29 protein-coding genes are annotated in these 26,773 nt (G+C 74.6%); 14 read left to right on the top strand and 15 right to left on the bottom strand.

Annotated features, from left to right (window positions below; translation table 11 throughout):
* Positions 1 to 20 precede the first annotated feature (20 nt).
* From sucB to QWY29_RS02370, 5 genes are all read right to left on the bottom strand, one after another.
* Positions 21 to 1,859 carry a 2-oxoglutarate dehydrogenase, E2 component, dihydrolipoamide succinyltransferase gene (sucB, locus tag QWY29_RS02390; RefSeq protein ID WP_300959056.1) on the bottom strand — a complete coding sequence of 613 codons (1,839 nt, stop codon included), beginning with the start codon at positions 1,857 to 1,859 and terminating at the stop codon, positions 21 to 23.
* 10 nt (positions 1,860 to 1,869) lie between these two features.
* Entirely contained in the window at positions 1,870 to 2,892 is a 1,023-nt protein-coding gene (locus QWY29_RS02385; RefSeq protein WP_300959055.1) for an alpha-ketoacid dehydrogenase subunit beta, read from the bottom strand.
* Positions 2,889 to 3,848: a thiamine pyrophosphate-dependent dehydrogenase E1 component subunit alpha gene (locus QWY29_RS02380; RefSeq protein WP_300959054.1), complete on the bottom strand. Its 960-nt coding sequence runs from the start codon at positions 3,846 to 3,848 to the stop codon at positions 2,889 to 2,891. The genes QWY29_RS02385 and QWY29_RS02380 overlap by 4 nt, the downstream gene beginning before the upstream one ends.
* 352 nt (positions 3,849 to 4,200) lie before the next feature.
* A complete protein-coding gene (gene ychF / locus QWY29_RS02375) occupies positions 4,201 to 5,277 on the bottom strand; it encodes a redox-regulated ATPase YchF (protein WP_300959053.1) in 1,077 nt (358 codons plus the stop codon).
* Between the two features lie 83 nt (positions 5,278 to 5,360).
* On the bottom strand, positions 5,361 to 5,543 hold the full coding sequence (locus QWY29_RS02370) for a hypothetical protein (RefSeq protein WP_300959052.1): 183 nt from the start codon (positions 5,541 to 5,543) through the stop codon (positions 5,361 to 5,363).
* A gap of 93 nt (positions 5,544 to 5,636) precedes the next feature.
* Here QWY29_RS02370 and QWY29_RS02365 point away from each other — a divergent pair, with 93 nt between their 5' ends.
* The gene (locus QWY29_RS02365) at positions 5,637 to 6,827 is read left to right on the top strand and encodes a cysteine desulfurase-like protein (protein WP_300959051.1); all 1,191 of its coding nucleotides are present in this window, start codon (positions 5,637 to 5,639) and stop codon (positions 6,825 to 6,827) included.
* 30 nt (positions 6,828 to 6,857) lie between these two features.
* On the opposite strand, the gene QWY29_RS02360 is transcribed toward QWY29_RS02365, so the two are convergent.
* Positions 6,858 to 7,625 carry a sulfite exporter TauE/SafE family protein gene (locus tag QWY29_RS02360; RefSeq protein WP_300959050.1) on the bottom strand — a complete coding sequence of 256 codons (768 nt, stop codon included), beginning with the start codon at positions 7,623 to 7,625 and terminating at the stop codon, positions 6,858 to 6,860.
* Positions 7,626 to 7,671: 46 nt separating this feature from the next.
* Entirely contained in the window at positions 7,672 to 8,292 is a 621-nt protein-coding gene (locus QWY29_RS02355) for a FadR/GntR family transcriptional regulator (RefSeq protein ID WP_300959049.1), read from the bottom strand.
* A gap of 107 nt (positions 8,293 to 8,399) precedes the next feature.
* Here QWY29_RS02355 and QWY29_RS02350 point away from each other — a divergent pair, with 107 nt between their 5' ends.
* Entirely contained in the window at positions 8,400 to 9,755 is a 1,356-nt protein-coding gene (locus tag QWY29_RS02350) for an SLC13 family permease (RefSeq protein WP_300959048.1), read from the top strand.
* A gap of 16 nt (positions 9,756 to 9,771) precedes the next feature.
* On the opposite strand, the gene QWY29_RS02345 is transcribed toward QWY29_RS02350, so the two are convergent.
* On the bottom strand, positions 9,772 to 10,437 hold the full coding sequence (locus QWY29_RS02345) for an HAD-IA family hydrolase (RefSeq protein WP_300959047.1): 666 nt from the start codon (positions 10,435 to 10,437) through the stop codon (positions 9,772 to 9,774).
* Positions 10,434 to 11,150, bottom strand: a complete 717-nt coding sequence (locus QWY29_RS02340) for a CDP-alcohol phosphatidyltransferase family protein (RefSeq protein WP_300959046.1) — start codon at positions 11,148 to 11,150, stop codon at positions 10,434 to 10,436. Before QWY29_RS02340 ends, QWY29_RS02345 begins: the two co-directional genes overlap by 4 nt.
* 34 nt (positions 11,151 to 11,184) lie before the next feature.
* On the opposite strand from QWY29_RS02340, the gene QWY29_RS02335 reads away from it, so the two are divergent.
* Positions 11,185 to 11,961, top strand: coding sequence for an exodeoxyribonuclease III (locus QWY29_RS02335; protein ID WP_300959045.1), 777 nt, complete (start codon positions 11,185 to 11,187; stop codon positions 11,959 to 11,961).
* A gap of 12 nt (positions 11,962 to 11,973) precedes the next feature.
* Here the strand turns inward: QWY29_RS02335 and QWY29_RS02330 are convergent, their stop codons facing one another.
* Positions 11,974 to 12,465 carry a hypothetical protein gene (locus tag QWY29_RS02330; protein WP_300959044.1) on the bottom strand — a complete coding sequence of 164 codons (492 nt, stop codon included), beginning with the start codon at positions 12,463 to 12,465 and terminating at the stop codon, positions 11,974 to 11,976.
* An 82-nt stretch (positions 12,466 to 12,547) separates the two neighbouring features.
* Entirely contained in the window at positions 12,548 to 13,390 is an 843-nt protein-coding gene (locus QWY29_RS02325; protein WP_300959043.1) for a formate/nitrite transporter family protein, read from the bottom strand.
* A gap of 107 nt (positions 13,391 to 13,497) precedes the next feature.
* On the opposite strand from QWY29_RS02325, the gene QWY29_RS02320 reads away from it, so the two are divergent.
* A complete protein-coding gene (locus QWY29_RS02320) occupies positions 13,498 to 14,526 on the top strand; it encodes a DNA recombination protein RmuC (RefSeq protein ID WP_300959042.1) in 1,029 nt (342 codons plus the stop codon).
* A 42-nt stretch (positions 14,527 to 14,568) separates the two neighbouring features.
* Complete coding sequence (locus QWY29_RS02315; RefSeq protein WP_300959041.1) at positions 14,569 to 14,997, top strand: DUF6542 domain-containing protein; 429 nt, start codon at positions 14,569 to 14,571, stop codon at positions 14,995 to 14,997.
* A gap of 10 nt (positions 14,998 to 15,007) precedes the next feature.
* On the opposite strand, the gene QWY29_RS02310 is transcribed toward QWY29_RS02315, so the two are convergent.
* Positions 15,008 to 15,631: an L-threonylcarbamoyladenylate synthase gene (locus QWY29_RS02310; RefSeq protein ID WP_300959040.1), complete on the bottom strand. Its 624-nt coding sequence runs from the start codon at positions 15,629 to 15,631 to the stop codon at positions 15,008 to 15,010.
* Positions 15,632 to 15,772: 141 nt separating this feature from the next.
* Between QWY29_RS02310 and QWY29_RS02305 the strand changes: the two genes are divergently transcribed.
* Positions 15,773 to 17,671: a cellulose biosynthesis cyclic di-GMP-binding regulatory protein BcsB gene (locus QWY29_RS02305; RefSeq protein WP_300959039.1), complete on the top strand. Its 1,899-nt coding sequence runs from the start codon at positions 15,773 to 15,775 to the stop codon at positions 17,669 to 17,671.
* Here QWY29_RS02305 and QWY29_RS02300 read toward each other — a convergent pair.
* Complete coding sequence (locus QWY29_RS02300; RefSeq protein WP_300959038.1) at positions 17,646 to 18,650, bottom strand: 4-hydroxy-3-methylbut-2-enyl diphosphate reductase; 1,005 nt, start codon at positions 18,648 to 18,650, stop codon at positions 17,646 to 17,648. The two genes, QWY29_RS02305 and QWY29_RS02300, sit on opposite strands and share 26 nt — an antisense overlap.
* Before the next feature lie 46 nt (positions 18,651 to 18,696).
* Between QWY29_RS02300 and xseA the strand changes: the two genes are divergently transcribed.
* Positions 18,697 to 19,947 (top strand): exodeoxyribonuclease VII large subunit, encoded by a 1,251-nt coding sequence (xseA, locus tag QWY29_RS02295; protein WP_300959037.1) that lies wholly within the window; start codon positions 18,697 to 18,699, stop codon positions 19,945 to 19,947.
* The gene (locus tag QWY29_RS02290; protein WP_300959036.1) at positions 19,940 to 20,173 is read left to right on the top strand and encodes an exodeoxyribonuclease VII small subunit; all 234 of its coding nucleotides are present in this window, start codon (positions 19,940 to 19,942) and stop codon (positions 20,171 to 20,173) included. The genes xseA and QWY29_RS02290 overlap by 8 nt, the downstream gene beginning before the upstream one ends.
* Here QWY29_RS02290 and QWY29_RS02285 read toward each other — a convergent pair.
* A complete protein-coding gene (locus tag QWY29_RS02285; protein WP_300959035.1) occupies positions 20,170 to 20,745 on the bottom strand; it encodes a DUF4245 family protein in 576 nt (191 codons plus the stop codon). The two genes, QWY29_RS02290 and QWY29_RS02285, sit on opposite strands and share 4 nt — an antisense overlap.
* A 121-nt stretch (positions 20,746 to 20,866) precedes the next feature.
* Here QWY29_RS02285 and QWY29_RS02280 point away from each other — a divergent pair, with 121 nt between their 5' ends.
* From QWY29_RS02280 to glpX, 5 genes are read left to right on the top strand one after another with little or no spacing between them, the layout of a single operon-like run.
* Entirely contained in the window at positions 20,867 to 21,262 is a 396-nt protein-coding gene (locus QWY29_RS02280) for a TOBE domain-containing protein (protein ID WP_300959034.1), read from the top strand.
* Complete coding sequence (modA, locus tag QWY29_RS02275) at positions 21,259 to 22,014, top strand: molybdate ABC transporter substrate-binding protein (RefSeq protein ID WP_300959033.1); 756 nt, start codon at positions 21,259 to 21,261, stop codon at positions 22,012 to 22,014. The genes QWY29_RS02280 and modA overlap by 4 nt, the downstream gene beginning before the upstream one ends.
* A gap of 7 nt (positions 22,015 to 22,021) precedes the next feature.
* Positions 22,022 to 22,810 carry an ABC transporter permease gene (locus QWY29_RS02270; RefSeq protein WP_300959032.1) on the top strand — a complete coding sequence of 263 codons (789 nt, stop codon included), beginning with the start codon at positions 22,022 to 22,024 and terminating at the stop codon, positions 22,808 to 22,810.
* Positions 22,807 to 23,844, top strand: a complete 1,038-nt coding sequence (locus QWY29_RS02265) for a sulfate/molybdate ABC transporter ATP-binding protein (RefSeq protein ID WP_300959031.1) — start codon at positions 22,807 to 22,809, stop codon at positions 23,842 to 23,844. The genes QWY29_RS02270 and QWY29_RS02265 overlap by 4 nt, the downstream gene beginning before the upstream one ends.
* A gap of 52 nt (positions 23,845 to 23,896) precedes the next feature.
* Entirely contained in the window at positions 23,897 to 24,901 is a 1,005-nt protein-coding gene (glpX, locus tag QWY29_RS02260) for a class II fructose-bisphosphatase (protein ID WP_300959030.1), read from the top strand.
* On the opposite strand, the gene QWY29_RS02255 is transcribed toward glpX, so the two are convergent.
* On the bottom strand, positions 24,866 to 25,702 hold the full coding sequence (locus QWY29_RS02255; RefSeq protein ID WP_300959029.1) for an alpha/beta hydrolase: 837 nt from the start codon (positions 25,700 to 25,702) through the stop codon (positions 24,866 to 24,868). The genes glpX and QWY29_RS02255 overlap by 36 nt on opposite strands.
* A gap of 84 nt (positions 25,703 to 25,786) precedes the next feature.
* Here QWY29_RS02255 and QWY29_RS02250 point away from each other — a divergent pair, with 84 nt between their 5' ends.
* Complete coding sequence (locus tag QWY29_RS02250; protein ID WP_300959028.1) at positions 25,787 to 26,722, top strand: alpha/beta fold hydrolase; 936 nt, start codon at positions 25,787 to 25,789, stop codon at positions 26,720 to 26,722.
* Positions 26,723 to 26,773 lie beyond the last annotated feature (51 nt).

The raw sequence follows: 26,773 nt of genomic DNA, 5'->3' as shown, positions 1-26,773 counted from the left end.
TCGTCGTTCCCGGACGGCGCTCAGCGGTAGTCGTCGACGTCCCAGGTCTCGAGCCGTCGGCCGATGTCGACCAGGCAGCGGGTCGCGTCCGCGCCGTCGAGCGCACGGTGGTCGAAGGTCAGCGCGAGCCGGAGGATCGGCCGGATCGCGATGGTCTCCTGTCCGTCGGCCAGCCGCACGACCCAAGGACGCCGCTGGATGGTCGGCATGCCCAGGATCGCCACCTGCGGCTGGTTGATGATCGCCGGCGCCGAGACCGCGCCGACCGAGCCGGGGTTGGAGATCGTGAACGTCCCGGCCCGGAAGTCGTCCGGGCCTGGCTTGCCGTCGCGCAGCCGCGCGGCGAGGTCGGTGATGCCCTCGCCCAGGGTCTCGACGGTCATCCGCTCGGCGCCGCGCAGCACCGGCACCATGAGGCCCCGGGGCGTGTCGACGGCGATGCCGAGGTTGATCTCGCCCCACCGCAGCAGCCGCTCGGTCTCGAAGGTCGCGTTGAGGTCCGGGTGCTCGAGCAGGGCGGCGCAGGTCGCCCGCGCGACGAACGGCAGGAACGACAGCTTGCCGCGTCCCTGGGTCGCCCGGTGGGCGTTGAGCCGGGCACGCACGTCGGTGAGCAGCCCGAGGTCGACGTCGACCTCGGTCGTCATGTGCGCCGCCGTGCGGCGCGAGCGCGTCATGTGCTCGGCCGTCACCCGCCGGATGCGGCTGGTGGGGACGGCGTCGTACGGCACGTCCTCGTAGCCCAGCGGCAGCCCGTCGGAGCCCATGGGGTGACCGGTCGGCTCCGGCGCGGCGGGCGCTGCCGCCGGGGCCGGAGGCGCCACGGACGCTGCCGGAGCGGCAGGCGCTGCCGCTGCCGCGGGTGGCCTCTCGGCAGCCCGCTGGACGTCGGCGCGCGTGACGTGCCCACCTCCGCCGGTGCCGGTCAGGCCCGCCAGGTCGACGCCGAGGTCGGCGGCGAGGCGGCGCGCCGAGGGCGCGGCCACCGGGCGTCCGGCGCGGGCCACGGTCGCGAGGAGCCGCTCGACGGCGGCGGTGTGGTCGAACGGTCCGGGCCGCAGCTCGGCCGGGGCGCCGGGGACCGTCGGACCCGCCGGCACCGCGGGGGGTGCCGAGGGTGCCGGCGCAGCTGCCACCGGGACGGCGGTCGACGTCGGAGCGGGTTGCGCGACCGGCGGCGGAGGCGCGGCGGCGCTCGCGCTCGGCAGCGCGCCGTCCGGCGTCACCAGCGCGAGCGGCTCCCCCACCAGGACGACGTCGCCCTCGGCGTGGCGCTGCTCGGCGAGGACGCCCGCGACGGTGCTCTCGATCTCGGTGTCCACCTTGTCGGTGGCGACCTCGCAGATCGGCTCACCCAGCTCGACCGGGTCGCCGACCTGCTTGAGCCAGGTCGAGACCGTGCCCTCGGTGACCGAGACGCCCAGGCGCGGCATGACGACGGCGTACCGGCCGTCGTCGGCAGGCGGGGCCGCGTCGGCGGGCGGGGCCGCCGGTGCCGCGTCGGGCTCGTCGCCGTAGCTCGCCGGGTCCGGCACGATCGAGGGCGTCGGCTCCGGTGCGGCGGGTGGAGCAGGTGCGGCCGGGGCTGCGGGAGCGGCCGGGGCTGCGGGAGCCGCTGCGTCGTCGGCGGTGGCGACCGTCGCGAGCGGTGCGCCGACCTCGACGACCTCGTCGACGGCGTACAGCTGCTCGGTCAGCACGCCGGCGACCGTGCTCTCGATCTCGGTGTCCACCTTGTCGGTGGCGACCTCGCAGATCGGCTCGCCGACCTCGACCGGGTCACCGACCTGCTTCAGCCACGCCGAGACCGTGCCCTCGGTGACCGAGACGCCCAGCCGGGGCATCAGGACGTGCGCCATTGCGTGACTCCTAGATGGCCGCGAGCGCACGCGCCGCGGCGACGATCTCGTCCGTGGAAGGGATGCAGGCCTGCTCGAGCTCGGGGTCCTGGGGCAGCGGGGTGTCGGTGCCGCACACCCGCCAGACCGGCGCGTCGAGGGAGAAGAACGCGCGCTCCTGCACCTGGGTGGCGATCTCGGCCCCGAAGCCGGCCGTGCGCGACGCCTCGTGGACGACCATCAGCCGGTGGGTGCGCTCGACGGAGGCCACGATGGTGTCGATGTCGAGGGGGACCAGCGTGCGCGGGTCGATCACCTCGACGTCGATCCCCTGCGGGGCGAGCTGCTCGGCCGCGGCCAGGGCCCGGTCCACCATGAGGCCGGTGGCGACGACCGTGAGGTCGTTGCCGGCGCGGGCGACGCGCGCGGAGCCGAACGGCACCACGTGCTCGTCGGACTCCGGCACCGGGCCCTTGACCCGGTAGAGGCCCTTGTGCTCGAAGAACAGCACCGGGTCGGGGTCGCGGATCGCCGCCTTGAGCAGACCCTTCGCGTCCGAGGGGGTCGCCGGGACCGCGACCTTGAGGCCGGGGACGTGCATGGCGATGGTCTCGAGGCTCTGGGAGTGCTCGGCGCCGGCGCCGCCCACCACACCGCTGGGCAGCCGGACGACGACCGGCAGGGTGAACTGCCCGCCGTGCATGTAGCGCCACTTCGCGAGCTTGTGGAAGATCTCGTCGGCCGCGGTGAAGAGGAAGTCCGCGAACTGCAGCTCGACCACGGGGATGGTGCCGGCCAGCGCCGCGCCGGCGGCGCCGCCGACGATGAAGGTCTCGTTGATGGCGGTGTCGCGGACCCGCATCGGCCCGAACTCCTCCTGGAGGCCGCGGGTCAGGCCGAACACGCCGCCGAGGCGGCCGATGTCCTGGCCCATCATCCAGACCCGCTCGTCGCGCCGCATCTCCTCGGCCAGCGCCTCGTTGATGGCACGGGAGTAGCCGATGACGCGGTCCGTCGCGCCCGTCGTCCCGGTCGTCACAGGTGTCGTCGTCATGCCCACACGTCCTCGAAGATCACCGAGCGGTCTGCACGCGGCGCGGCCAGCGCTGCGTCGAAGGCCTGCTCGACCTGGGTGCGCGCCTCGGCGTCGATGCCGCGGCGCACGTCGTCGGGGATGCTCTCGCCGAGGCGGTGCACCGGGTCGTTGGGGATCTCGTCGCCCAGGACCGGGTCGTCCCGGTAGGGCTGGCGGTCCCCCTCGTAGTGGCCGCGGATGCGCAGCGTCTTGGCCTCGATCAGGGTCGGGCCCTCGCCGCGACGGGCGCGGTCGATCGCCTCGGCGGTGGCGTCGTGCACCGCCATGGCGTCCTGGCCGTCGACGATGACGCCGGGCATGCCGTACGCCGGGGCGCGGTCGGCGACGTGCTCGGTCGGGCTCTGCTCGGTGAACCGCGCCGAGAGGGCCCAGCCGTTGTTCTCGCAGATCCACACGACCGGCAGCTTCCAGACCGACGCCTGCAGCGCGGCCTCGTGCCACGTGCCGCGACCGGAGGCGCCGTCGCCGAAGAACACCACGGTCACCCGGCCGTCGCCGAGCAGCTGGGAGGCGGCTGCCGTCCCGGCGCCCATGACGAAGCTCGAGCCGAGCGTCCCGCCCTGGCCGAGCACGTGGCGCGAGGCGTCGGCGAAGTGCACCGTGCCGCCGCCCTTGCCGCGGGTGCTGCCGCTGGCGCGGCCCAGGAGGTCGCCGAAGAGCGGCTCGAGGGGCATGCCCTTGGCGAAGGCGTAGCCCAGGCCGCGGTGGGCGTAGTAGAGGTAGTCGTCGTCCTGCATGGCGCTGACCGCGCCGACCTGCAGGCCCTCCTGGCCGATCCCGGGGTGCCAGAATCCGCCGAACCCCTCCTTCTCCACGTGGTCGCGGATGCGCAGCTCGGCGAAGCGGATGGTCACGACCTTGCGGTAGACCTCCCGCTCCAGCTGCTCGCGGTCGGGCCCGGGATCGTTCGTCACGGCGCGGCTCCTCGGCTCGGCGGTTACAGACCGACCGCTCGGTCGGTTCGCTTCGAGCAGCGTGCCACAACGTGACCGTCGTGACAACGGATGGCGGGGAAAGTTCTGCCTGGTCCTCGCGCGACGCCGTCCGACCTGGTGGTCGGGTGGGCATGGGGGGCGACCGAGGTGGCAGCAGCCCGCCGTCCGCCTCGTGCTGCTGGGCGTGCGGCCCAGCGCACGCTGAGCAGCACGAGGCGGAGGGGTCAAGCGCGGAGCTCCGCCGCGGGCGCGGACCGGACCGTGCCCGCGCCGGCCTCGTGCTGCTGGGCGTGCGCCCCAGCGCACGCTGGGCAGCACGAGGCGGGCGGGGTCAGACGTTGAAGCGGAACTCCACCACGTCGCCGTCGGCCATGACGTAGTCCTTGCCCTCCATGCGGACCTTGCCGGCCTCCTTGGCCTTCTGCATGGAGCCGGCCTCGACGAGGTCGGCGAAGGAGACGATCTCGGCCTTGATGAAGCCGCGCTGGAAGTCGGTGTGGATGACGCCGGCGGCCTCGGGGGCGGTGGCGCCCTTCTTGATCGTCCAGGCCCGCGTCTCCTTGGGGCCGGCGGTCAGGTAGGTCTGCAGGCCGAGGGTGTCGAAGCCGACGCGGGCGAGCACGTCCAGGCCGGGCTCCTCGACGCCCATCTCGGCGAGCATCGCGCGGGCCTCGTCGTCGTCGCCGAGCTCGACCAGCTCGGACTCGAACTTCGCGTCGAGGAAGATCGCCTCCGAGGGGGCGACGATCTCGCGCATCCGGTCCTTGAGCGCCTCGTCGGCGAGCTCGTCGGCGTCGCAGTTGAAGACGTAGATGAACGGCTTGGCGGTCAGCAGCGACAGCTCACGGACCAGCTCGCGGTCGACGGAGGTCGCGATGACCGGGGTGCCGGCCTCGAGGTGGCCGAGGGCCTCCTTGGCGGCGTCGAGGTTGGCGACGAGCGACTTGTTGCCGCGCGCCTCCTTCTCCAGCCGCGGGATCGCCTTCTCGACGGTCTGCAGGTCGGCCAGGATCAGCTCGGTCTGGATGGTGGAGATGTCGTTGGCGGGGTTGACCTCGCCGTCGACGTGGGTGACGTCCTCGTCGCGGAAGACGCGGGTGACCTGGCAGATCGCGGCGGACTCGCGGATGTGGGAGAGGAACTTGTTGCCCAGGCCCTCGCCCTCCGACGCACCCCGCACGATGCCGGCGATGTCGACGAACTCCACGGTCGCGGGGAGGATCTTGGCGCTGCCGAAGATCTCCGCGAGCACCGGCAGCCGCTCGTCCGGCACGCCCACGACGCCGACGTTGGGCTCGATGGTGGCGAACGGGTAGTTCGCCGCGAGGACGTCGTTCTTGGTCAGGGCGTTGAAGAGGGTGGACTTGCCCGCGTTGGGGAGCCCGACGATGCCGATGGTGAGAGCCACGGGCGGCCACTCTACGGAGCGGCGAGGGACCCGGCCGAATCACGACCGGGTCCCTCGATGCTCGGGGCCGCCCGAGCGGCGGCTCAGCGGAAGCGGCGCAGCAGCCCGCGGACGCCGCGGCCGATCGCCTCGTCCTGCGTACGGCGTCCGGTGCCGCCCGGCGTGGCCCGTCCGGCGCCGAGGCCGCCGCCTCCGACCCCGCCCGTCCGCGGCGTACGACGTGCTCCGCCGGCGACCTTGCCCACGACCTGGCTCAACATGCCCATCTCGTTCTCCTCCCTCGAGGTGCTGGAGGTTTCCCGGTGCCCGTCGGCGGGCCACCGCAACCCGCGGCACGCCCGGGGTGGCAGCATCGCCGCGTGGACGTCGAACGCATCCGTGCCTGCTTCCCCGCCCTCGACCTCGGGGTCGCCCACTTCGACGGGCCGGGTGGCTCGCAGACTCCCCGGCAGGTCGCCGACGCCGTCGCGGCCGCGATGACCGCCGGCCTCGGCAACCGCGGCACCACCACCGAGGCCGAGGCGCGCACCGAGCGCGTCGTGTCCGAGGCCCGGGCCGCGGCCGGCGACCTGCTCGCCACCGACCCGCGTGGCGTCGTCCTCGGACGCTCGATGACGCAGCTGACGATGGACATGGCCCGGACGCTGGCGCAGGGCTGGGACCCCGGCGACGAGGTCGTGGTGACCCGGCTCGACCACGACGCCAACATCCGCCCGTGGGTGATCGCCGCCGAGCGCGCCGGCGCGACCGTGCGCTGGCTGGACTTCGACCCGGCGACCGCCGAGCTCGACGACGTCGAGCCGCTGCTGACCGACCGCACCCGGGTCGTGGCGCTGACGGCGGCGTCCAACCTGCTCGGCACCCGCCCGGACGTACGCCGCGTGGCGGACGCGGCCCACGCCGCCGGCGCCCTGGTGTACGTCGACGCGGTGCACCTGGCCCCGCACGCCCCTGTCGACCGGTCGGCGCTGGGGGCGGACCTGGTCGCGTGCTCGCCGTACAAGTTCTTCGGCCCGCACCTCGGGGTGCTCGCCGGCGACCCGGCGTTCCTGGAGACCCTGCACCCGGACAAGCTGCTGCCCTCGACCGACGTGGTGCCGGAGCGCTTCGAGCTCGGCACGCTCCCCCACGAGCTCCTGGCGGGCGTGACCGCGGCCGTCGACTTCATGGCCGGCCTCGAGCCCGGGCCGGGCACGCGCCGCGAGCGGCTGGAGCGGTCGATGGCGGCGGCCGCGCAGCAGGAGGACGACCTGCTCGCGCACCTCGTCGAGGGTCTGCGCGAGGTCGACGGCGTGACGCTGCACGGGGCGCCGACGCACCGGACGCCGACCGTGCTGTTCACCCTCGCCGGCCGCACGCCGGTCGAGGTCGCCCGGCACCTGGCCGCGGAGGGCGTCAACGCCCCGGCGGGCCACTTCTACGCGATCGAGGCCTCGCGGCACATCGGGCTCGGGGACACCGGCGGCGTGCGGGCCGGCCTGGCGGCGTACACCACCGTCGAGGACGTCGACCGGCTCGTCGAGGCGGTCGGGAGCCTCGCCCGCGGCTGAGCCGTCAGGCGAGCCGTAAGAGGGGCAGCATCAGGCCAGCATGGTCACGACGGTGACGACGCCGGCGACCAGCACGCCGGTGCGCAGCACGGCCGCGGGCAGCCGGCGGGCGATCCGCGCGCCGAGGTAGCCGCCGGCGACCGAGCTGAGGGCCATCAGCCCCACGACCGTCCAGTCCACGTCGGCGACGAGGGTGAAGACGACACCGGCGACGATGTTGGAGGCCATCAGCGAGGTGGTGCGGATGCCGGCGACCACGCCGAAGTCGAGGTCGAGGCTGAGCGCGAGGACGGCGATCATCATGACGCCCGCGCCGGCGCCGAAGTAGCCGCCGTAGACGCCGGTCAGCACCACGAAGAGCGTCGCGACCGGGGTCAGCCGCAGCCGCGGCGGCCGGTCGTCGGAGCCGTGGCGCGAGCGCAGCGCGGCGGAGATCCGTGGCTGGGCGGCGACCAGGACGCACGTGCCGAGGATGAGCCAGGGCACGACCGCCTCGAAGACGCTGGAGGGCAGCGCGAGGAGGAGCGCCGCACCGCCCAGGCCGCCGACGGCCGACAGCGCGATGACCTGGCGCGTGAGGCGCGGCTCGACGCGCAGCTCGTCGCGGAAGCCCACCGCGCCGCCGGCGCCGGCGGGGATGAGGCCAAGGGTGTTGGACACGTTCGCGACGACCGGCGGCAGCCCGACGGCCAGCAGCACCGGGAAGCTCAGCAGGCTGGCGACCCCGACCGTCGAGGTCAGCAGCCCCGCGCCGAAGCCGGCGAGCACCACCCAGACGTGCTCGAGCAGGCCGTCCACCACGTGCGTCCCTCTCCTGGCCCTCCCGGGCCGTGTCGTCGAGCGGTCAGCCGCCCAGCATGCCTTGGCACGTCGTCGCCGCGGCGGCCGCGTCCCCGCGGAGCACGGCGTCGGCGAGGGCGTCGAGCCGCTCGCGCACGCCGGCCGTGTCCCCCGGGCCCGGCGCGTGCTCGGCGAGGGCGTCGTCGAGCTCGGCCAGGAGCCCGTCGCCGGCCAGGCGGCGCACGCACCGCCAGGTGTGGTCGAACGTGCGTGGCCGTCCGTCGGGCGCCAGCATCGCCACCCGCAGGGAGCTGTCGGCGCCGGCCGCGGTCCGGGCGAGACCGGCGAGCACGGCCTCGCGGGCGACGAGCACCTCCGAGCGCGGGCGCTGCGCCAGCCCCGCCTCCCAGGTGGGTACGCCGCCGGCGGGCTGCGGCTCGCGGACGAGGGCCCCGACCCCGTGGCGCACCTCGATGCGGCCCCGCGTCTCGAGCGAGGCGAGTGCGCGGGAGAGCGTCGCGCGGCTGACGCCGAGCTCGGCGGCGAGCTGCCGCTCGGGGGGCAGCCGATCGCCGCCGACGAGCCCCTGGGCCTCGATGAAGTCGGAGATGTGGGCGGCGAGGCTCTCGTACAGCCGCTCGCGCCGCAGGGGCGTCAGGCGGCGCGGGGACGGCTCCTCGGACATGCCACAGATCCTAGTGACCCGGTGGCCCGGTTGTCAGGTGGCCTAGCCACTGATTACTGTCGTGCCCTCGGCGCATGACGCGCATCACAACCGATGGGAAAGCTCCTGTGTCCACCGAACTCATCTCGCTCGCGGTCCTCGTGGTCGTGTTCCTCGTGGCGACCGTCCGCGGCGTCAACATGGGCGCGCTCGCGCTGGTGGCCGCGTTCGTCGTCGGCCTGACCGTCTACGACCTCGAGGTCGACGGGGTGCTCGCGGGCTTCCCCAGCGACCTGTTCGTCATCCTCGTCGGGGTCACCTACCTCTTCGCGCTGGCGAAGAACAACGGCACCGTCGACTGGATCGTCCACGCCGCCGTGCGTGCGGTGGGCGGCCGCGTGGCGCTCGTGCCGTGGGCGATGTTCCTCGTCTGCGCGGCCGTGACCTCGATCGGCGCGGTCAGCCCGGCCGCGGTCGCGATCGTCGCGCCGGTGGCGATGGGCTTCGCGCTGCGCTACTCCATCAACCCGATGATGATGGGGATGATGGTCGTGCAGGGCGCGACCGCCGGCTCCTTCTCCCCCATCGGCATCTTCGGCTCGATCACCAACGGCGTGGTCGACCAGAACGACCTGCCGGGCAACCAGCTGGTCCTCTTCCTCACCACCTTCACCGCCGCCGCGCTCATCGCCGCGATCACCTACGTCGCCTTCGGCGGCCGGGCGCTGCTGGCCCGCGGCAAGGAGACCGAGACCGTCACCGCGATGGGCGCCGAGGCGGAGGCCGCCAGCCACGCCGTCATGCGCTCCGGTGGCACGAGCACGCCGCACTCCGCCGTCGAGGCCTCGCGCAGCACCGCCCCGGCCGGCGACCCCGAGCCGCACCACACCCTCGACGCCCAGCGCATCGTCACGCTCGTCGGCCTCGCCGCCCTCATGGTCGGCGCGCTCGGCTTCGACCTCGACGTGGGCTTCACCGCGCTGACCATTGCGGTCGTGCTCACCCTGGCCTTCCCCGACTCCGCCAAGGGCGCCGTGGAGAAGATCAGCTGGGGCACCGTGCTGCTCATCGGCGGCATCGTCACCTACGTCAACCTGCTCCAGGACCAGGGCGTCGTCGACTGGGTCGGCGAGCAGGTCGCCGAGGTCGGCGCGCCGCTCGTCGCCGCGCTGCTCATCTGCTTCATCGCCGCCGTCGTGTCGGCCTTCGCCTCCACCACCGGCATCATCGGCGCGCTCATCCCGCTGGCCGTGCCGTTCCTGCTGACCGACCAGGTCAACGCGGTCGGCCTGATCGCCGCGCTCGCGATCTCCAGCTCGGTCGTCGACTGCAGCCCGTTCTCCACCAACGGCGCGCTCGTCGTCGCCAACGCCGACGCCGCCGACCGCGAGCTGGTCTTCAAGCGGCTCATGCAGTGGGGCATGTCGATCGTCGTGGTCGCGCCGATCGTCGCGTGGGGCCTGCTGGTGGTCACCACCGCCTGACCCCCACCGGCCGGGGTCAGACCCCGGCGACCGCCTCGGCCAGGGTCGCGGCGTCGGTCACCTCGACCGACGACCGCGGCCCTGTCTCGTCCAGCACGTGGCCGGGCCGCACCAGGCGCACCGTCGCCAGGCCCGCCTCGAGCGCCCCGCGTACGTCGCGTGCGGACGCCGCCACGTGGACCAGCCGCTCCGGGGCGACCTCGGCCGCGGCGCGGGCGTAGATCTCGCGGCTGGGCTTGTAGGCGCCGAGCCGCTGGCTGGTCAGCACCAGCGCGGGGTCGACCAGCGCGTGCGCACGGGTGCGCCGGGCCAGGTCGTCGTCGACGTTGGACAGCAGCCCGACGCGGTGGTCCGCGGCCACGTCGGCGATCCCCGCGGCGACGTCCGGCCACAGCGGCCAGTCGGCGACCGACTCCTCGAGCAGGCTCAGGTCGCCGGCGGCGTACGACTCGTCGTGGCCGAGGTCGCGCCAGGCGCGGTGCAGCGCCTCGAGCGAGACGTCGTGGAAGGTCGTGGGCGTGGTGGCGGTGCGCTGGAGCGCCTTGTTGTGGCCGTCCCAGCGGTCGTAGAGCTCCTCGCCCGACTGGGACCAGCCGCGCGTGCCGGCCAGGTCGCCCAGCACCCGCGAGGCGCCGGTGCGGCTGTCGGTCAGGGCGCTGAACAGGTCGAAGGTGACGATCACGCCGTCGACGCTACCGCCGCGGTCCGACGCCGCCCGGAGACCGTCAGCCAGCCGCTGACGGCCGTGTAGTAGGCCACGTAGGCCAGCGAGGCGGCCACCAGCAGCGGCGAGGGGTCGGGCAGGTCGACGACGAGCAGCGCGTAGACGCCGAGCCAGGCGGTCGCGAACGTCATGTTCAGCCCCCACAGCGCCTCGGTGCGCGAGGGGTAGACGTAGCGGACCGGCACGAAGACCAGCACGGCGAGCACGAGCAGCAGCACGACGGTCGCGGCCGCCGACAGGTCGAGCACGAAGACGTGGAAGGCGACGATGTTCCAGTAGCTCGGGAAGCCGAGGAAGAAGTGGTCCTCGGTCTTCGCGTCGCTGCGGCAGAACTGGTAGCAGGAGGCCACCAGCGGCACGGCCGCGACCACGCCGCCCCAGGCGCCGTCGGGCAGCCGCCCGCTGGCCCACAGCAGCACCATCGGCGCGAACGCGTAGGTCAGGTAGTCGACGATGTTGTCCAGCAGCGCCCCGTCGAGCTCGGGCACGACCTCCTTGACGCGGAACCGCCGGGCCAGGAACCCGTCGGTGCCGTCGACGAGCATCGCGGCCAGGAACAGCCACAGCACCGCCTCGACCTCACCCTGGTAGGACAGGTGCACCATCAGCAGGCCCAGCACGGCCCCGGTCATCGTGTAGGCGTGCACCATCCACGCAGCAGCCCGGGCCATGCCGTGACCCTAGGCGCTGCCTAGGGTGGAGCGCGTGCGCATCGCCACGTGGAACGTCAATTCCCTCCGCTCCCGCATCGCTCGCGTCGAGGCCTTCCTCGAGCGGCACGACGTCGACGTGCTCGCGCTGCAGGAGACCAAGGCCCGCGAGGAGCAGGTCCCGCTGATGGGGCTGCAGTCGATGGGCTACGAGGTGGCGTACGCCGGCACCAACCAGTGGAACGGCGTCGCGGTGCTCAGCCGCGTGGGCCTCGAGGACGTCGAGGTCGGCTTCCCCGGCCAGCCCGGCTGGGGCGACCCGGCGGAGTCCGAGGCCCGCGCCGTGGGTGCGACCTGCGGCGGGGTGCGTGTCTGGTCGCTCTACGTGCCCAACGGCCGCAAGGTCGACGACCCGCACTACGTCTACAAGCTCGACTGGCTGGCCCGGCTGCGGGAGGCCGCCCAGGAGTGGCGGTCGACGCCGACCGCGCTGGTGGGCGACTGGAACATCGCGCCGACCGACGAGGACGTCTTCGACCCGAAGCAGTTCGCCACGTCGACGCACGTGACGCCGCGGGAGCGCGCGGCGTTCCAGGCCTTCCTGGACGACGGGTACGTCGAGGTGGTGCGGCCGCACACGCCGGGGCCGGAGGTCTACACCTACTGGGACTACTACCGGCAGCGGTTCGAGCGGAACCGCGGGCTGCGGATCGACTTCGTGCTCGGCTCGGCGCCGTTCGCCGAGCGGGTGACCGGCGCGTTCATCGACCGCGACGAACGCGCCGGCCAGGGCGCCTCCGACCACGCTCCGGTGGTCGTCGACCTCGACTGAGGCCGAGGGGCGTCAGCGACCGATCGGGGAGGCCTTCGCCGCCTTCTTCGTCGCCTTCCGGGCCGCCTTGCGGCCGGACTTGACCCCGGACTTCGCCGCGCCGGTGATGCCCTGGGTCAGGAGGGTGAGGCCGGCGCCGACGAGCCAGACGTCCTTGGCGACCGCCGTGCCCTCCTGGCTGGGGCGGATGCCGTCGTCCAGCGTCATCGACGGGGTCTTGAGGTACATCCCCATCAGGCCGGCGCCGAACGCGGTCAGTGCGCCGCCGGCGACGGTCGCCGACACCTTGGGGGTGAGCAGGGCGGCGCCCACGGCGATCTCGCTGCAGGCGAGGACCTTGGTGAAGGTCGTGGGCTTCATGTCCTTGAACGCACCGGGGTACGTCGAGGCCGCGGCGCCGTGCAGGAACTGGGCGGTCCCCTCGTCGGCGCCGAGCTTCCCGATGCCGGAGTTGAGGATGAAGGCGCCGGTGGCGACACGGAGCGGGACATGGGTCAGGTGCACGGGGACTCCTCGGTGGTGGTGCGCGGGGAACGGGTCTCCCCCGCCAGTAGCCACGGCCCGCCCCGGCCAATCGTCCGGGTGCTCACCCGCCGTGCTCGTCGCGGGTCTGGCGCTCGTCCTCCAGCCGCTCCTTGCTGCGCAGCAGCCGCAGCAACGTCACCAGCCCCAGGCCGCCGACCATGTTGCCGACCACGCTCAGCGCGAGGAAGCCCGCCCAGTCGCCGTACCCGAACGTCGCGTCGCCGGTGTGCAGGGCGCCGAAGATCAGCAGCGAGTCGAGGATCGAGTGGAACATCTCGGTCCCGGCCAGCAGGAAGGCCGCGGCGACGGCCGCGACGATCTTCGCCGGCATGTCCTCGGTGCCGTGCTGCATGCGGGTCAGCAGCGTCATGACCGCGCCGCCGAGGACCGACAGCGAGATGGTCTCCGCGTTGACCGGTGCGGTGGCGAAGTGGGTCGCCGACTCGACCAGCTGGCCGTGCAGGGACGGGAACCCCCACACGACGAGCCACATGATGACCCAGCCACCGGCGAGGTTGGCCACGAGCGTGCCGGACCACAGCTTGGCGAGCTGCCGCAGCTTGGCCCGCTTGGCCGCCACCGTGACCACCGGGACGAGGAAGCCCTCGGTGAACAGCTCCGAGCGGCCCAGCAGCAGGGCGACGAACCCGATCGAGAACGCCAGCCCGGCGAGCAGCTGGTTGCCGGTCTCGTGCAGCACCACGAGCAGCGCCAGCACGCCGAGCGCCACCTCGGTGCCGCCGACGAAGCCGGTGACGAGCACCTCGCGCCAGGGTCGGCTCAGCCGCTGCGTCCCCTCCTCGACCTGGCGGGTGAAGGACTCCTCGAGGGCGTCCTCCATCGGCCCGTCGGTGTCGCCGAGCTCGTGGCGCTCGTCGGTGGCCTTGTCCGGCTCCTCGCTCACGGGGCCTCGTCCCTTCCGGGGTGCGGGGGTGGTGCGGGTCGCCGGACGGTGCCCGCTCCGGCGCGGGCCGAACCGCACTGTCGGCGGGCGGCGTCATGCTGTCGCGCATGCAGACGGTGACGTTCCTCCTCGCCCTCGCGATCGGCCTCGCCCTCGGTGCCGTGCTGGGGGTGCTGTGGGTGCGCTCGCGGCCGGCGGCGGTCGAGGGCGCGCTGGAGTCCGCCGAGGTGATGCAGGGGCTGGACCGGCTCAGCGACCAGCTGCGCCACCTCGACCTCCAGCGCGAGGGCTGGACCGGCCGGCTCCACCAGCAGGTCGACGACCTGCGCCGCGAGACCCAGTCGCTGGCGACCGCCCTGCGCAAGCCGCAGGTGCGGGGCCGGTGGGGCGAGCTGCACCTGCGTCGCGCGGTCGAGCTGGCCGGCCTGGTCGACCGCTGCGACTTCGCCGAGCAGGTCCGCCTCGACGACGGCGCGCTGCGACCCGACCTGGTGGTGAACCTGGTCGGCGGGCGGCGCGTCGTCGTCGACGCGAAGGTGCCGCTGGACGCCTACCTCGACGCGACCTCCGCCGACGACGACACCCAGCGCGGCCACCACCTCGTCCGGCACGCCCGGCAGCTGCGCACCCACGTCGACCAGCTGGGGTCCAAGGCCTACTGGCGCTCGCTGCCGGAGACGCCCGAGTTCGTCGTGCTGTTCGTGCCGGCCGAGTCGTTCCTGGCCGCGGCGCTGGAGACCGACGGCGGTCTGCTGGAGCACGCGGCCGCCAAGCAGGTCGTGCTCGCCTCACCGACCACGCTCATCGCGCTGCTCCGCACCGTCGCGCACGGCTGGACGCACGAGGCGCTGGCCGACCAGGCCCGCGAGATCCACCGGCTCGGGCGCGACCTGCACACCCGGCTCGGCACCTTCGGGGGCCACCTCGACTCGGTCGGCCGCTCGCTCAACGCGGCCGTCGGCCACTACAACTCCGCCGTCGGGTCGCTGGAGTCGCGGGTGCTGCCCTCGGCCCGCCGGTTCCAGGACCTGGCCGTCACCGACGCCGAGCTGCCCGCCCCACGGGCCGTCGAGCTGCGGGCGGTGGACCGGCGTGCCGCGCCCGACGACGCCGACCGCGGCCCTACCGTGGCCTGAGGGGCCTCGGTCCTGCGAGGACCGGTGCGGCGAGGGAGAGTCGTGGAGCGAGCCAGGACGCTGTGGGAGGAAGGCCGCGAGCCGGCCTTCCAGGTCGTCGCGCTCGGGCTCGCCGTCACCCTGACCGCGGTGGTCCTCGACGTCTGGCTGCTCGGCGACGTCGGGTTGCTCTTCGACCTGTGCTTCGTCGGCCTGTGCGTGGCGTTGGCCCTGCGGGTGCGGCCGTCGGACTTCTTCGTCGTCGGCGTGCTGCCCCCGCTGCTCATGCTGGTCGTCTTCGCCATGCTCGGCAGCACCCGCCCCGACACGATCGCGCAGCCGCACGACGGCGCGGTCCAGGCGGTCGTCTCCGGGCTGTCCACCCACAGCGCCGCCCTCGTGGTCGGCTACCTGCTCTGCCTGGCCTGCCTGTTCGTGCGCCAGCGCGTGCTCACCGCGGCCGGTCGGCCCACCGACCTGCTCGGTTCCTGAGGCGGGCCGCTCAGGCCTCGAACCGGTCCGGGTCGCCGGCACCGCGGCGTACGACCTCCGGCACACCGTCGGACCAGTCGACGACCGTCGTCGGCTCCGACGGGGTCTCCCCGCACTCGACGACGAGGTCGACCTCGTGGTCGAGGTCCTCCTTGATCTCCCAGCCCATCGTCCGGGCCTCGGTCTCGCCGGGGAGGATCAGCGTGCTCGACAGCAGGGGCTCGCCGAGCTCGGCGAGCAGCGCCTGGACGAAGACGTGGTCGGGGATGCGTACGCCGACGGTCTTCTTCTTCGGGTGCAGCAGCCGCCGCGGCACCTCCGGCATCCCCGGCAGGATGAACGTGTAGGGCCCGGGGGTCGCCGCACGGATCGCACGGAAGGCCGCGTTGTCGACGTGCACGAGCTGGCCGAGCTGGGAGAAGTCGCGGCACACCAGCGTGAAGTGGTGGCGGTCGTCGAGCCCGCGGATCTTCAGGATCCGGTCGCGGCCGTCGCGGTTGCCGACCCGGCAGCCCAGGGCGTAGCCGGAGTCGGTCGGGTAGGCGATGAGCGCGTCGTCGTTGAGCGCCGCGACCACCTGCTGGAGCAGCCGGGGCTGCGGGTTGTCGGGATGGATGTCGACGAAGCGGGCCACCCCTCGAGCCTAGACCCGTCCAGACCTCGACCCGCTCCGGCGTTTGGGCCGCGCCCGCCCCGGGGAGGCTGCGCGGGTCCGTGAGCCAGGACTGGGGGGTGTGTGCTCGTGGGGACCAGCCTGCGCAGGAGCGGGTACGCCGTGGCGACGTCGGTCGCCGCCGTGCTGATGGGGCTCGCCGTGCCGCTGGCCGGGCCGCTGGTGGGCCCGCTGGCCGAGCCGGCCGCCGCCGCGCGCACGACCCTGCCGGGCGGCCTGGACACGACCTCGCTGCAGACGGCGACGGTGTCCGTGCCGGTGCCCGCGGGCGTCGACCCGCGCTGGGTGACCGGCGCGCTGACGGTCGGTGAGGGTTCCCGGGGAACCGTCAACCTCCTCGTCGACGGCCGAGTCGTGCGCTCCGTGCCGGCGCGGCCGTGGCAGCGGGTGGCGCTGCCGGTCGGCCGCGACGACGTGCGACCCGACGGGACGATCAGCCTCGGCGTGCGCTTCCGGCCCGAGGGCGACCGCTCCGGCTGCCGCCCGGTCGAGGAGCACGAGGTGCGCCTGACCAACCTGGCGCTGCTGCACCAGGGCGCGGAGGCGGTGGACCTCGACCCCGCGGGCTTCCTGCCGGCCGCGGCCTCACGGGTCGACGTGGTCGTCCCCCGCAACGCCTCCGACGACGTGCTCGACGCCGCGCTGGCGGCCGTCGGTGCGCTGGCGGCGCGCTACCGCGCCGGCGTCCCGGTCGCCCTGACCACCGCCGACGTGGTCCTGCCCCGCACCGGGGCGGGCCAGCGGGTCGTGCGCATCGGCCCCGGCGAGGCGGGGAGCGCGCCGACGACGACCGCCGCGGTCCGCTTCGGCCTGCCGAACCTCAGCATCACCGGCTCGGGCGACGACCTGCGGCGGGCGGTCCTCGACGTGCTCGCCCCCGCCGGTGACACCACCCCACGACCCGCAGCCGACTCCGGCGCCGGCGCCCCAGCGCCGGTCACCCGCACGCTGCGCGAGCTCGGCGCCACCGGCCGCGACACGGTGCTCAGCGGCTACGGCCGCTCCGCCTCGGTGCTCGAGGTCCCCCAGGACGCCTTCGGTGGGCCGGTCGACCGGCTCGACCTGCAGCTGACCGGGACCACCACCGACGTCCCCGCCGGCACGCAGGCGCGGCTGGACACCTACCTCGACGGCCGCCTGGTCGACTCGGCCACCCTCGACGAGGGCGGCGACCTCGCCGTCACCACGACGGTCCCCGGCTCCCGGCTCGCGGCGAGCACCCGGCTCGAGCTGGTGCTCACCGCGGTGCCCGAGGGCGGCTGCGCGTCCGGCACGCTCCTCCCCCTGTCCGTCGAGCTCGACCCCGACGCGTCCGTGCTGACCGCCGAGCTCGACGCGCGGGCCGACGGCCGCGGGTTCACCGAGCTGCCCCAGGCCCTCGCGGGCCGGCTGCCGGTGGGCCTGCGCGGGGAGGGGCCGGACCGGACCCTCGCCGCCGCCGACGCGGCGCTGGTCGTCGCGGGCCTGCAGCGCGCCGCGGCGTACCCCCTCGAGGTGGGGGTGGTCGACCCCGACGAGCTGCTCGCCGACGGGCACGGCCTGCTCGTCGGCGCCGGCGCGGAGGACCTCGACGCCGCCGACGCCCGGCTGCGGCCCGACCCCGAGGGCGCGCCCGGCGCCGCCCTGCAGACCGCCCGCGGCCCGGGACGGCCGCTGCTCGTGCTCGGCACGCTCGGCCCGGGCTCCGGCCGGCTGCGCACCTGGGCCGCCGACCAGGTCGTCCGCGACGGCTGGCAGGCGCTGACCGGCGACGTGCTGGTCAGCAGCGGCGGGGCGGCACGTCCGCTCGCGGGCCTCGACCCGGCCACGGTGCCCGGCACGTCCGCCGACGCAACCCCGTCCGCCACCGCGGACAAGGACCCCGAGCAGCGCTCCTACACCGCCGTGGCGGTCGCCGGCGCCGGCCTGCTGGTCCTCGTGGTCGGCGCCCGGTCGCTGCTCGTGCTGCGCCGCCGCCGGTCGGCGGGGACCGGCGTCAGCGGGCCTGCGCCGCGGCCTTGAGGTCGCGCCGCAGCTCCTTGGGCAGCGCGAAGATCAGGCTCTCCTCGGCGGTGTGCACGGCCTTGGCGTCGGGGTAGCCGCGCTCAGCGAGGTAGGCGAGCACGCCGTCGACCAGCGACTCCGGCACGCTCGCGCCGGAGGTGACGCTGACCGTGCGGACGCCCTCGAGCCACGCCTCGTCGATCTCGGAGGCGTCGTCGACGCGGTAGGAGGTCTTGGCGCCGGCCTCGAGCGCGACCTCGACGAGGCGCACGGAGTTCGAGGAGTTGCCGGAGCCGACCACGATGACCAGGTCGGCGCCCTGCGCGATCTCCTTGACCGCGAGCTGGCGGTTCTGCGTGGCGTAGCAGATGTCGTCGCTCGGCGGGTCGAGCAGCAGCGGGAAGCGCTCGCGGATCGCGGCGACGGTCTCCAGCGTCTCGTCGACGCTGAGCGTGGTCTGGGAGAGCCAGGCGACCCGGGCCGGGTCGCGGACGACGATGCCCGCGACGTCGGCGGGGCTCTGCACGAGCTGGATGTGCTCGGGGGCCTCGCCGGCGGTGCCCTCGACCTCCTCGTGGCCCTCGTGGCCGATGAGCAGGATGTCGTAGTCCTCGGCGGCGAACCGCTTCGCCTCGTGGTGGACCTTGGTCACCAGCGGGCAGGTCGCGTCGATCGTCTTCAGCTCGCGCTCGGCCGCCTGGCGGTGCACCTCGGGGCTCACGCCGTGGGCGGAGAAGACGACGGTCTCGCCGGCCGGGACCTCGTCGAGCTCCTCGACGAAGATCGCGCCGCGCTGCTCGAGGTCGGCCACCACGTGCTTGTTGTGGACGATCTGCTTGCGGACGTAGACGGGCGCGCCGTACAGGTCCAGGGCCTGCTCGACGGTGACGACCGCACGGTCGACACCGGCGCAGTAGCCCCGGGGCGCCGCGAGGAGGACCGCCTTCTCGGCGTCCTCCGGCGACAGGATCGGGGGCATGCCGATGTCGGTGCTCATGCTTCCCAGGATAGGGGCGTCGGTGGCATCCCCTAATCTCGCCGCCATGGCCCTGGAGACCTCACCCGCCGCCCCGGCCCCGGTGCGGCAGATCGCCAACGCGATCGCGGGCTGGGTCGACCGCCTCGGCGCGGTGTGGGTGGAGGGCCAGGTCACGCAGGTGACCCGGCGCACCGGCATGGCCACGGTGTTCATGACGCTGCGCGACGCGGTCGCCGACATCTCGGTGACGGTCACCTGCGCGCGCTCGCTCTACGACTCCCTCGACGCCCCGCTCGTCGAGGGCGCGAGCATCGTCGTGCACGCGAAGCCGTCCTACTACCCCACCCGCGGCACCATCTCGCTGCAGGCCCGCGAGATCCGCATGGTCGGGCTCGGCGAGCTGCTCGCCCGGCTGGAGCGGCGCCGCCAGCTGCTCGCCGCCGAGGGGCTCTTCGAGCGGAGCCTCAAGCGGCCGCTGCCGTTCCTGCCCACCCGCGTCGGCCTGGTCACCGCGCCGGGCAGCGCCGCCGAGCGCGACGTGCTGGAGAACGCGCGGCGCCGCTGGCCCGCGGTCCGCTTCGAGGTGGCGTACGCCGCCATGCAGGGCACCCGCTCGTGCGCGGAGGTCATGGAGGCGATCGCCCGGCTCGACCGGCACCCCGAGGTCGACGTGATCGTCGTGGCCCGCGGGGGCGGCTCGGTCGAGGACCTGCTGCCGTTCTCCGACGAGGCCCTCGTCCGCGCCGTGGCCGCCACCCGCACCCCGGTCGTCTCCGCGATCGGCCACGAGCCCGACCAGCCCCTGCTCGACCTGGTCGCCGACGTCCGCGCCTCGACCCCGACCGACGCCGCCAAGCTCGTCGTCCCGGACGTCACCGACGAGCTCCGCGGCGTCGCCGCCGCGCGCGACCGGCTGCGCGCGGCGGTCGCCGGCCGCGTCGACCGCGAGCAGGCGGGGCTCGACGCGCTCCGGTCCCGCCCGGCGCTGGCCGACCCGCGCTCGCTCGTGCACGCCCGCGTCGAGGAGGTCGCCGGCCTGCGCGCGCGGGCCCGCCGATCGCTGGGTCACCGGCTCGACCGCGCCGCCGACGACATCGGCCACCAGCGGGCCCGCGCCCGGGCGCTCTCGCCCCTGGCGACCCTGCAGCGGGGCTACGCCGTGCTGCAGGACACCGACGGCCACGTCCTGACCTCGGTCGCGGGCGTCGCGGCCGGGGCGACCGTCAGCGTGCGGGTCGCCGACGGCCGGGTGCACGCCACGACCACCGGGGTCGACGCCGACCCCCTCGAGACCGATGGAGGCCACGATGGCTGAGCCCACAGCTGGGACGACCGACGTGCAGGAGCTGTCCTACGAGGCCGCCCGCGAGGAGCTGGTCGAGGTCGTCCGCCGCCTGGAGGCCGGCGGCACCACGCTGGAGGAGTCGCTGGCGCTGTGGGAGCGCGGCGAGCTGCTCGCGACCGCCTGCCAGCGGTGGCTCGACGGGGCCCGGGAGCGGCTGGACGCCGCGCTCGAGGGCGACCAGGAGCAGGACGACTAGCGACCGGCGGCGGTCGCGCCGACCGGCTCGGTGCTGAGCAGGCCGAGGAACAGCTCGAGGTCCTCCGCCGGCGCCGAGCCGTAGACGAGGAGGTTCTCCTCGCCGACCTGGGCGGCGTACGCCCGGTCACCGCCGTCGTCGGTGTAGACGTCCCAGGAGCCGCTGACCTCGCTGTCGACCTCGGCCGTGCCCTTCTCGTCGGTGCTGCCGTCGACGTGCTCCTCGAGCAGGTCCTCGACGCTGTCGCCCTCCTGGCGCAGCCCGATGAACCGGCCGTCGTCGGTCAGGACGGCGAGGAAGAAGCGGGGCGGCTGCCCCGCCTGCGAGGCCTCGACGTTGGTGGCGATCCAGCCGGCCGGCAGGGCAGGCGGGTAGGCGACCTCGCGGTCGGTGGTCTGCACCGCGGCGACGAGGTCGAGGTAGTCGATCGGCTCGGGCTCGACCTCGAGGTCGTTGCGGAAGACCGACCGGAACACCACGACGCCGATGACGACGACCACCGCGACGATCATCGACCCGATGAGGCCGTTGGTCGTGCGCTGGTAGCGGCCCGGGGTGCCCGTCTCACTCACGCCGCCCATCCTCTCAGCCACCCCCGCGCGGTCCGCACCCCGCGGCCCCGGACAGCCGAGCGCGCCGCACGTGCGGCATGAACCTGGCGCTAACAGCCGCAGGTGCGGCATGATCATCGGCGTGACGACGTACCGCGTGGCCGAGGCCGCCGCCCTGCTCGGCGTCAGCGACGACACGCTGCGGCGCTGGGTCGAGGCCGGTCGGCTCACCGCCACCAGCGAGGGCGGGCGCACTGTGGTGCCCGGCCCCGAGCTGGCCGCCCTGGCCGAGTCCCTGGCCGACCACCCCGACCGCGAGCAGACCCGGGCGTCGTCGGTCAGCGCCCGCAACCGGCTGGCGGGCATCGTCACCCGGGTGGTCCGCGACCGGGTCATGGCGCAGGTCGAGATGGTCTGCGGCCCCTACCGGATGGTGTCGCTGATGAGCGCCGAGGCCGCCGACGAGCTCGGGCTCGAGCCGGGCGTGCGGGCGATCGCCTCGGTGAAGTCGACCAACGTCGTCGTGGAGCGCCCGTGAGACGCGCCGTGCTGGCGGCCGCCGTGCTCCTGCCGGCCGTGCTCACCTCCGGGTGCGGCGGCGCCGACGACGGCACCGTGCTGCGGGTGCTGGCGGCGTCGTCGCTGGCCGGCCCCTTCGAGCAGATCGCCGAGGAATTCGAGCGCACCCACGAGGGCGTCGACGTGCAGCTGTCGACGGGCGGCTCGACCGACCTCGTCGCCCAGGTCCAGGAGGGCGCGCCCGCCGACGTGCTCGCCACCGCCGACACCACCACGATGGAGGTCGCCGTCGCGGACGGGCTGACCGACGGCGAGCCCCGCACCTTCGCGACCAACGTCCTCCAGCTGGCCGTCCCGCCGGGCAACCCGGCGGGCGTCACCGGCCTGGCCGACCTGGCCGACCCGGCCCGCGACGTCGCCCTGGTCGTGTGCGCACCCGAGGTGCCGTGCGGCGCCGCCGCGCAGCGGGTCGCGGGCGCCGAGGGCGTGACGCTGGCACCGGTCAGCGAGGAGCGGTCGGTCGGCGACGTGCTCGGCAAGGTCGTCTCCGGCGAGGCCGACGCCGGGCTGGTCTACGTCACCGATGTCCGCGCCGCCGGCGACGCGGTCGAGGGCATCGAGCTCCCGGAGGCCGCCGACGTCGTCAACGACTACCCCGTCGCGGCGCTCGCCGACGCCGACGAGCCGGACCTCGCCCAGGAGCTCGTCGACCTGGTCCTCGGCGACCTCGGCCGGCAGGTGCTCCGCGACGCGGGCTTCGGCGCCCCGTGAGCGACCCGTGACCCCCGGCGTCCCGCGCTGGCTGCTGGCGCCCGCCGCCCTCGGCGCCGCGTTCGTGCTGCTGCCGCTCGTCGCGATCGTGGCGCGCGTGCCGTGGTCGGACCTCGGCGCGCTGGTCACCTCCGAGGCCTCGCGCGACGCGCTGCTGCTGAGCCTGCGGACCTCGGCGACGAGCACGGTGCTCTGCGTCCTGCTCGGCGTGCCGATGGCGGCGGTGCTGGCGCGCACGTCGTTCCCCGGCCAGGGGGTCGTCCGGTCCCTGGTGCTGCTGCCGCTCGTGCTCCCGCCGGTCGTCGGCGGCCTGGCCCTCCTCTACACCTTCGGCCGCCGCGGCCTGCTCGGCGAGACGCTCGACGTGCTGGGCGTGCAGGTCGCCTTCTCCACCGCGGCCGTCGTGATGGCGCAGACCTTCGTCGCGCTGCCGTTCCTCGTCGTCAGCCTCGAGGGCGCCCTGCGGACCGCCGGCGAGCGGTACGAGCTGGTCGCCGCCACCCTCGGCGCCCGGCCCACGACCGTCCTGCGCCGGGTCACGCTCCCGCTGGTGCTGCCCGGCCTGCTGTCCGGCGCGGTCCTCGCCTTCGCCCGGGCCCTCGGGGAGTTCGGCGCCACCGTCACCTTCGCCGGCAGCCTCCAGGGCGTCACGCGCACGCTGCCGACCGAGATCTACCTGCTCCGCGAGACCGACGTCGACGGCGCGGTGGCGCTCTCCCTCGTGCTCGTCGTCGTGGCCGTCCTCGTCATCGGCCTGGCCACCCGGCGCCGCGCCCCGCTGCGGGGGCCGTCGTGACCCTCCGGCTCGAGGCCACGGTGGCCGCCCGCGGTCTCGACGTCTCCCTCGAGGTCGCCGACGGCGAGACCGTCGCGCTGCTCGGGCCCAACGGGGCCGGCAAGTCGACCGTCCTCGGCGTCGCCGCGGGCCTGCTGCGGCCCGACACCGGCCGGGTCACCCTCGACGACCACGAGCTCACCGGGCGCCGCGTGGTGCCGCCGCACGCACGGCGTACCGCCCTGCTCGCCCAGGACCCCCTCCTCTTCCCGCACCTGACCGCCCTCGACAACGTGGCCTTCGGTCCCCGCTCCGCAGGAGTACGCCGCGGGGCGGCCCGCGACCGCGCCCGCGGCTGGCTCGCCGAGGTCGACGCGACCGACCTGGCCGGGCGGCGCCCCGGCGAGCTGAGCGGCGGGCAGGCCCAGCGGGTGGCGATCGCCCGGGCGCTGGCCGCCGAGCCGCGGCTGCTGCTGCTCGACGAGCCGATGGCGGCGCTGGACGTCGCGGTCACCCCGGCCCTGCGGCAGACGTTGCGGCGGGTGCTCGAGGGCCGCACCACCGTCGTGGTGACCCACGACGTGCTGGACGCGCTGCTCCTGGCCGACCGCGTGGTGGTGCTCGACCGCGGGCGGGTCGTGGAGCAGGGGCCCGCCGCGGAGGTGCTGGCCCGCCCGCGCAGCCCGTTCGCGGCCCGGGTCGCGGGGCTGAACATGGTCTCCGGGCGCTGGTCCGACGGGGCCGTCCGCTCCGGCGGGGGCCGCGCGGTCGCGGGGACCCCGTCGGGCCCCGCCCTGCGCGAGGGCGACCCGGCCGTCGCGGTCTTCCGGCCGCGGGCCGTCTCGGTCTTCCGCGAGGCCCCGGGCGGCAGCCCCCGCACCGCCCTCCCGGTCGTCGTCACCGACCTCGAGCCGCACGGCGACCAGGTCCGCGTGCGCGCCGGGGACCTGGCCGCCGACGTCACCGCCCACGCCGCCGCCGAGCTCGACCTCGCCCCCGGCAGCCCGGTCATCTTCTCCATCAAGGCCACCGAGGTCGACGTCTACCCCCGCTGACCGCGTGAGCGGGGGTGCCGACGGAGTGGAGCGGACCACTAGGGTTCGGGGCATGAGCCTGGACGTCGCACCGGAGTCGCCCGACCGCAACCTCGCCCTCGAGCTGGTCCGTGTGACGGAGGCGGCCGCGATGGCGGCGGGCCGCTGGGTCGGCCGCGGCGACAAGAACGGCGCCGACGGCGTCGCGGTCAACGCGATGCGGGTGATGATCTCGACCATCGGCATGCAGGGCACCGTCGTCATCGGCGAGGGCGAGAAGGACAACGCCCCGATGCTCTACAACGGCGAGGAGGTCGGCGACGGCACCGGGCCGGAGTGCGACGTCGCGGTCGACCCGATCGACGGCACGACGCTGACCGCCAAGGGCATGACCAACGCGGTGTCGGTGCTCGCGGTGGCGCCGCGCGGCACGATGTACGACCCCTCGGCCGTCTTCTACATGGACAAGCTCGTCGCAGGCCCCGAGGCCGCCGGCGTGGTCGACATCCGCCAGTCGGTCGCCGACAACGTCCACGCCGTCGCGAAGGCCAAGGGCAGCAGCGCCAGCGACGTCACGGTCGTCGTGCTCGACCGGCCGCGCCACGCGGACCTGGTCGAGGAGATCCGGGCGACGGGTGCGCGCATCAAGTTCATCAGCGACGGCGACGTGGCGGGCGCGATCATGGCCGCCCGTCCCGACACCGGGGTCGACCTGCTCCTCGGCGTGGGCGGCACCCCCGAGGGCATCATCACCGCCTGCGCGATGAAGTGCCTGGGCGGCACGATCCAGGGCCGGCTCTGGCCGACCGACGACGCCGAGCGGCAGCGGGCGGTCGACGCCGGGCTCGACCTCGACGCGGTGCTCACCACCGACGAGCTGGTCACCGGCGACGACTGCTTCTTCGTCGCCACCGGCATCACCGACGGCGAGCTGCTGCGCGGCGTGCGCTACCGCTCCGGCGGCGCGACCACCCACTCGCTGGTGATGCGCTCGCGCAGCGGCACGATCCGCTCGATCACGAGCGAGCACCGCCTGGAGAAGCTACGCGCTTACTCCGCGATCGACTTCGACCGCTGAGCCCAGCGTCCGCCGCCGCAGCGCGGCGGTGACGTGGTCGATGACCCGCGGGTCCACGGCCATGCCGACGTGGGAGGCGGTCACCTCGACCGCCTCGGCGAGCGGGTCGACGCAGGCGCGCCAGTCGACGATGCCGTCGCGCTGGGAGTAGATCGCGGTGAACCCGATGTCGTCGGCCAGCGGCAGCCGGCTCTCCTCGAACGACTGGCGGGCGCAGTCGCCTGCCACGCAGTCCTCCGACATCATCCCGGGCACGCCGGCCCGGGAGAGGCGGATGAGCACGTCGACGCTGCGGGTCAGGACGCCGTGGTGGGCGCCGGGCGCCATCATCGGGCTGCCCATCGTGATGATCCCCGAGACCAGGTCGGGGCGGCGGACGGCGACGCCGCGGGCGAGCATGCCGCCGAGGCTGTGGCCCACGACCTGCACGCGGGTCCCGCGGCGGGCCGCGATCGACTCCAGGCGTGCCTCGAGCTGGTCGGCCGCGCTCAGGGTGCAGCCGATGTTGGCGCGGATCGTGGAGCGGTAGGTGCGGAAGCCCTGGGCCCGCAGCGCGCGGCCCATGAACGACAGGGACGTGTCGCCGGCCAGGAAGCCCGGCACCAGCAGGACGGGGTCGGCGAGCCGGGCGGGCACGCGACCGACGTACGGCGTGGCGCGGCGCGCGCGGCGGTCGGCACGGCTGCGGAGCGCGTAGCGGCCGGCCTCGCCCACGATGCTGCCCTCGCGCACGAGGGCGACGAGCGGCGGGGGCGCGAATCCTTCGGGGAGCAGGAACGCCCCCATGGTCGACTGGCTCACGTCTCGACGTTACCCACAAGTGACCTGGCTCACCGTCGTTTCCGGACGACGCGCGGCCACGGGCCGTCTGCTTGACTGACAGGCATGTCTGCCCGATCGTCCGAGACCTCCGAGCCGGCCGCCTCGGCCGAGCTGTTCGCGCCGGTCCGGCCGGACGTCGAGCTGTGCTACCAGACCTTCGGCGACCCCGACGACGAGCCGCTCCTGCTGGTGATGGGCCTCGGCGGGCCGATGACCTGGTGGGACGAGGGCCTGTGCCGGATGCTGGCGGGCCGCGGCTTCTTCGTCGTGCGCTACGACAACCGCGACACCGGCCGCTCCTCGCGGATGGAGGGCCGGGTGACCCGCGCGTCGCTGGTGCGCGCCTTCAGCCGCCAGCGAGTTCGGGCGCCGTACTCCCTCGGCGACCTCGCCGGCGACGCCTTCGGCCTGCTCGACCACCTCGGCATCGACGCCGCCCACGTGGCGGGTGTGTCCATGGGCGGGATGATCGTCCAGACCATGGCGATCGCCGACCCGCGCCGGGTCCTGTCGATGACGAGCATCATGTCGACGACCGGGCGGCGCACCGTCGGCTGGCAGCACCCCTCCCTGCTGCCCGCGCTCATCGGCAACAAGCGCGCCTCGCGGGAGGCCTACGTCAAGGGCAGCCGGCAGATGTGGCGCCTCATCGGCTCGCCGGGCTACCCCGAGACCGAGGAGGAGACCCGCCGGCGCGCGGAGGAGACGTGGGACCGCGGCGTCAGCGCCGCCGGCACCATGCGCCAGATGCTGGCGATCCTCACCCAGCCCGACCGCAGCGCGCGGCTGCGCAGCGTGCGGGTCCCGACCACCGTCGTGCACGGCCTCGCCGACCGGATGGTCCACGTCTCCGGCGGCCGCGCCACCGCCCGCGCGATCCCGGGCGCCGAGCTGCTGCTCGTCGACGGGATGGGCCACGACATGCCGCCCGCGCTGCACCAGACGTTCGCGGCCGCCATCCGGCGTACGGCGGACCGGGTCGGCGCTCCGCGCTCCTGAGACGCAGCAGGGCGGTGACCGCTCCGGTCACCGCCCTGCCTCGTCCCACCG

It is taken from the genome of Nocardioides abyssi (genome assembly GCF_030412915.1).
GTDB classification, from domain to species: Bacteria; Actinomycetota; Actinomycetes; order Propionibacteriales; family Nocardioidaceae; genus Nocardioides; species Nocardioides abyssi.
The sequence above is the reverse complement of the archived record's forward strand: the minus strand, read 5'-3'. Positions and strand labels throughout refer to the sequence as shown.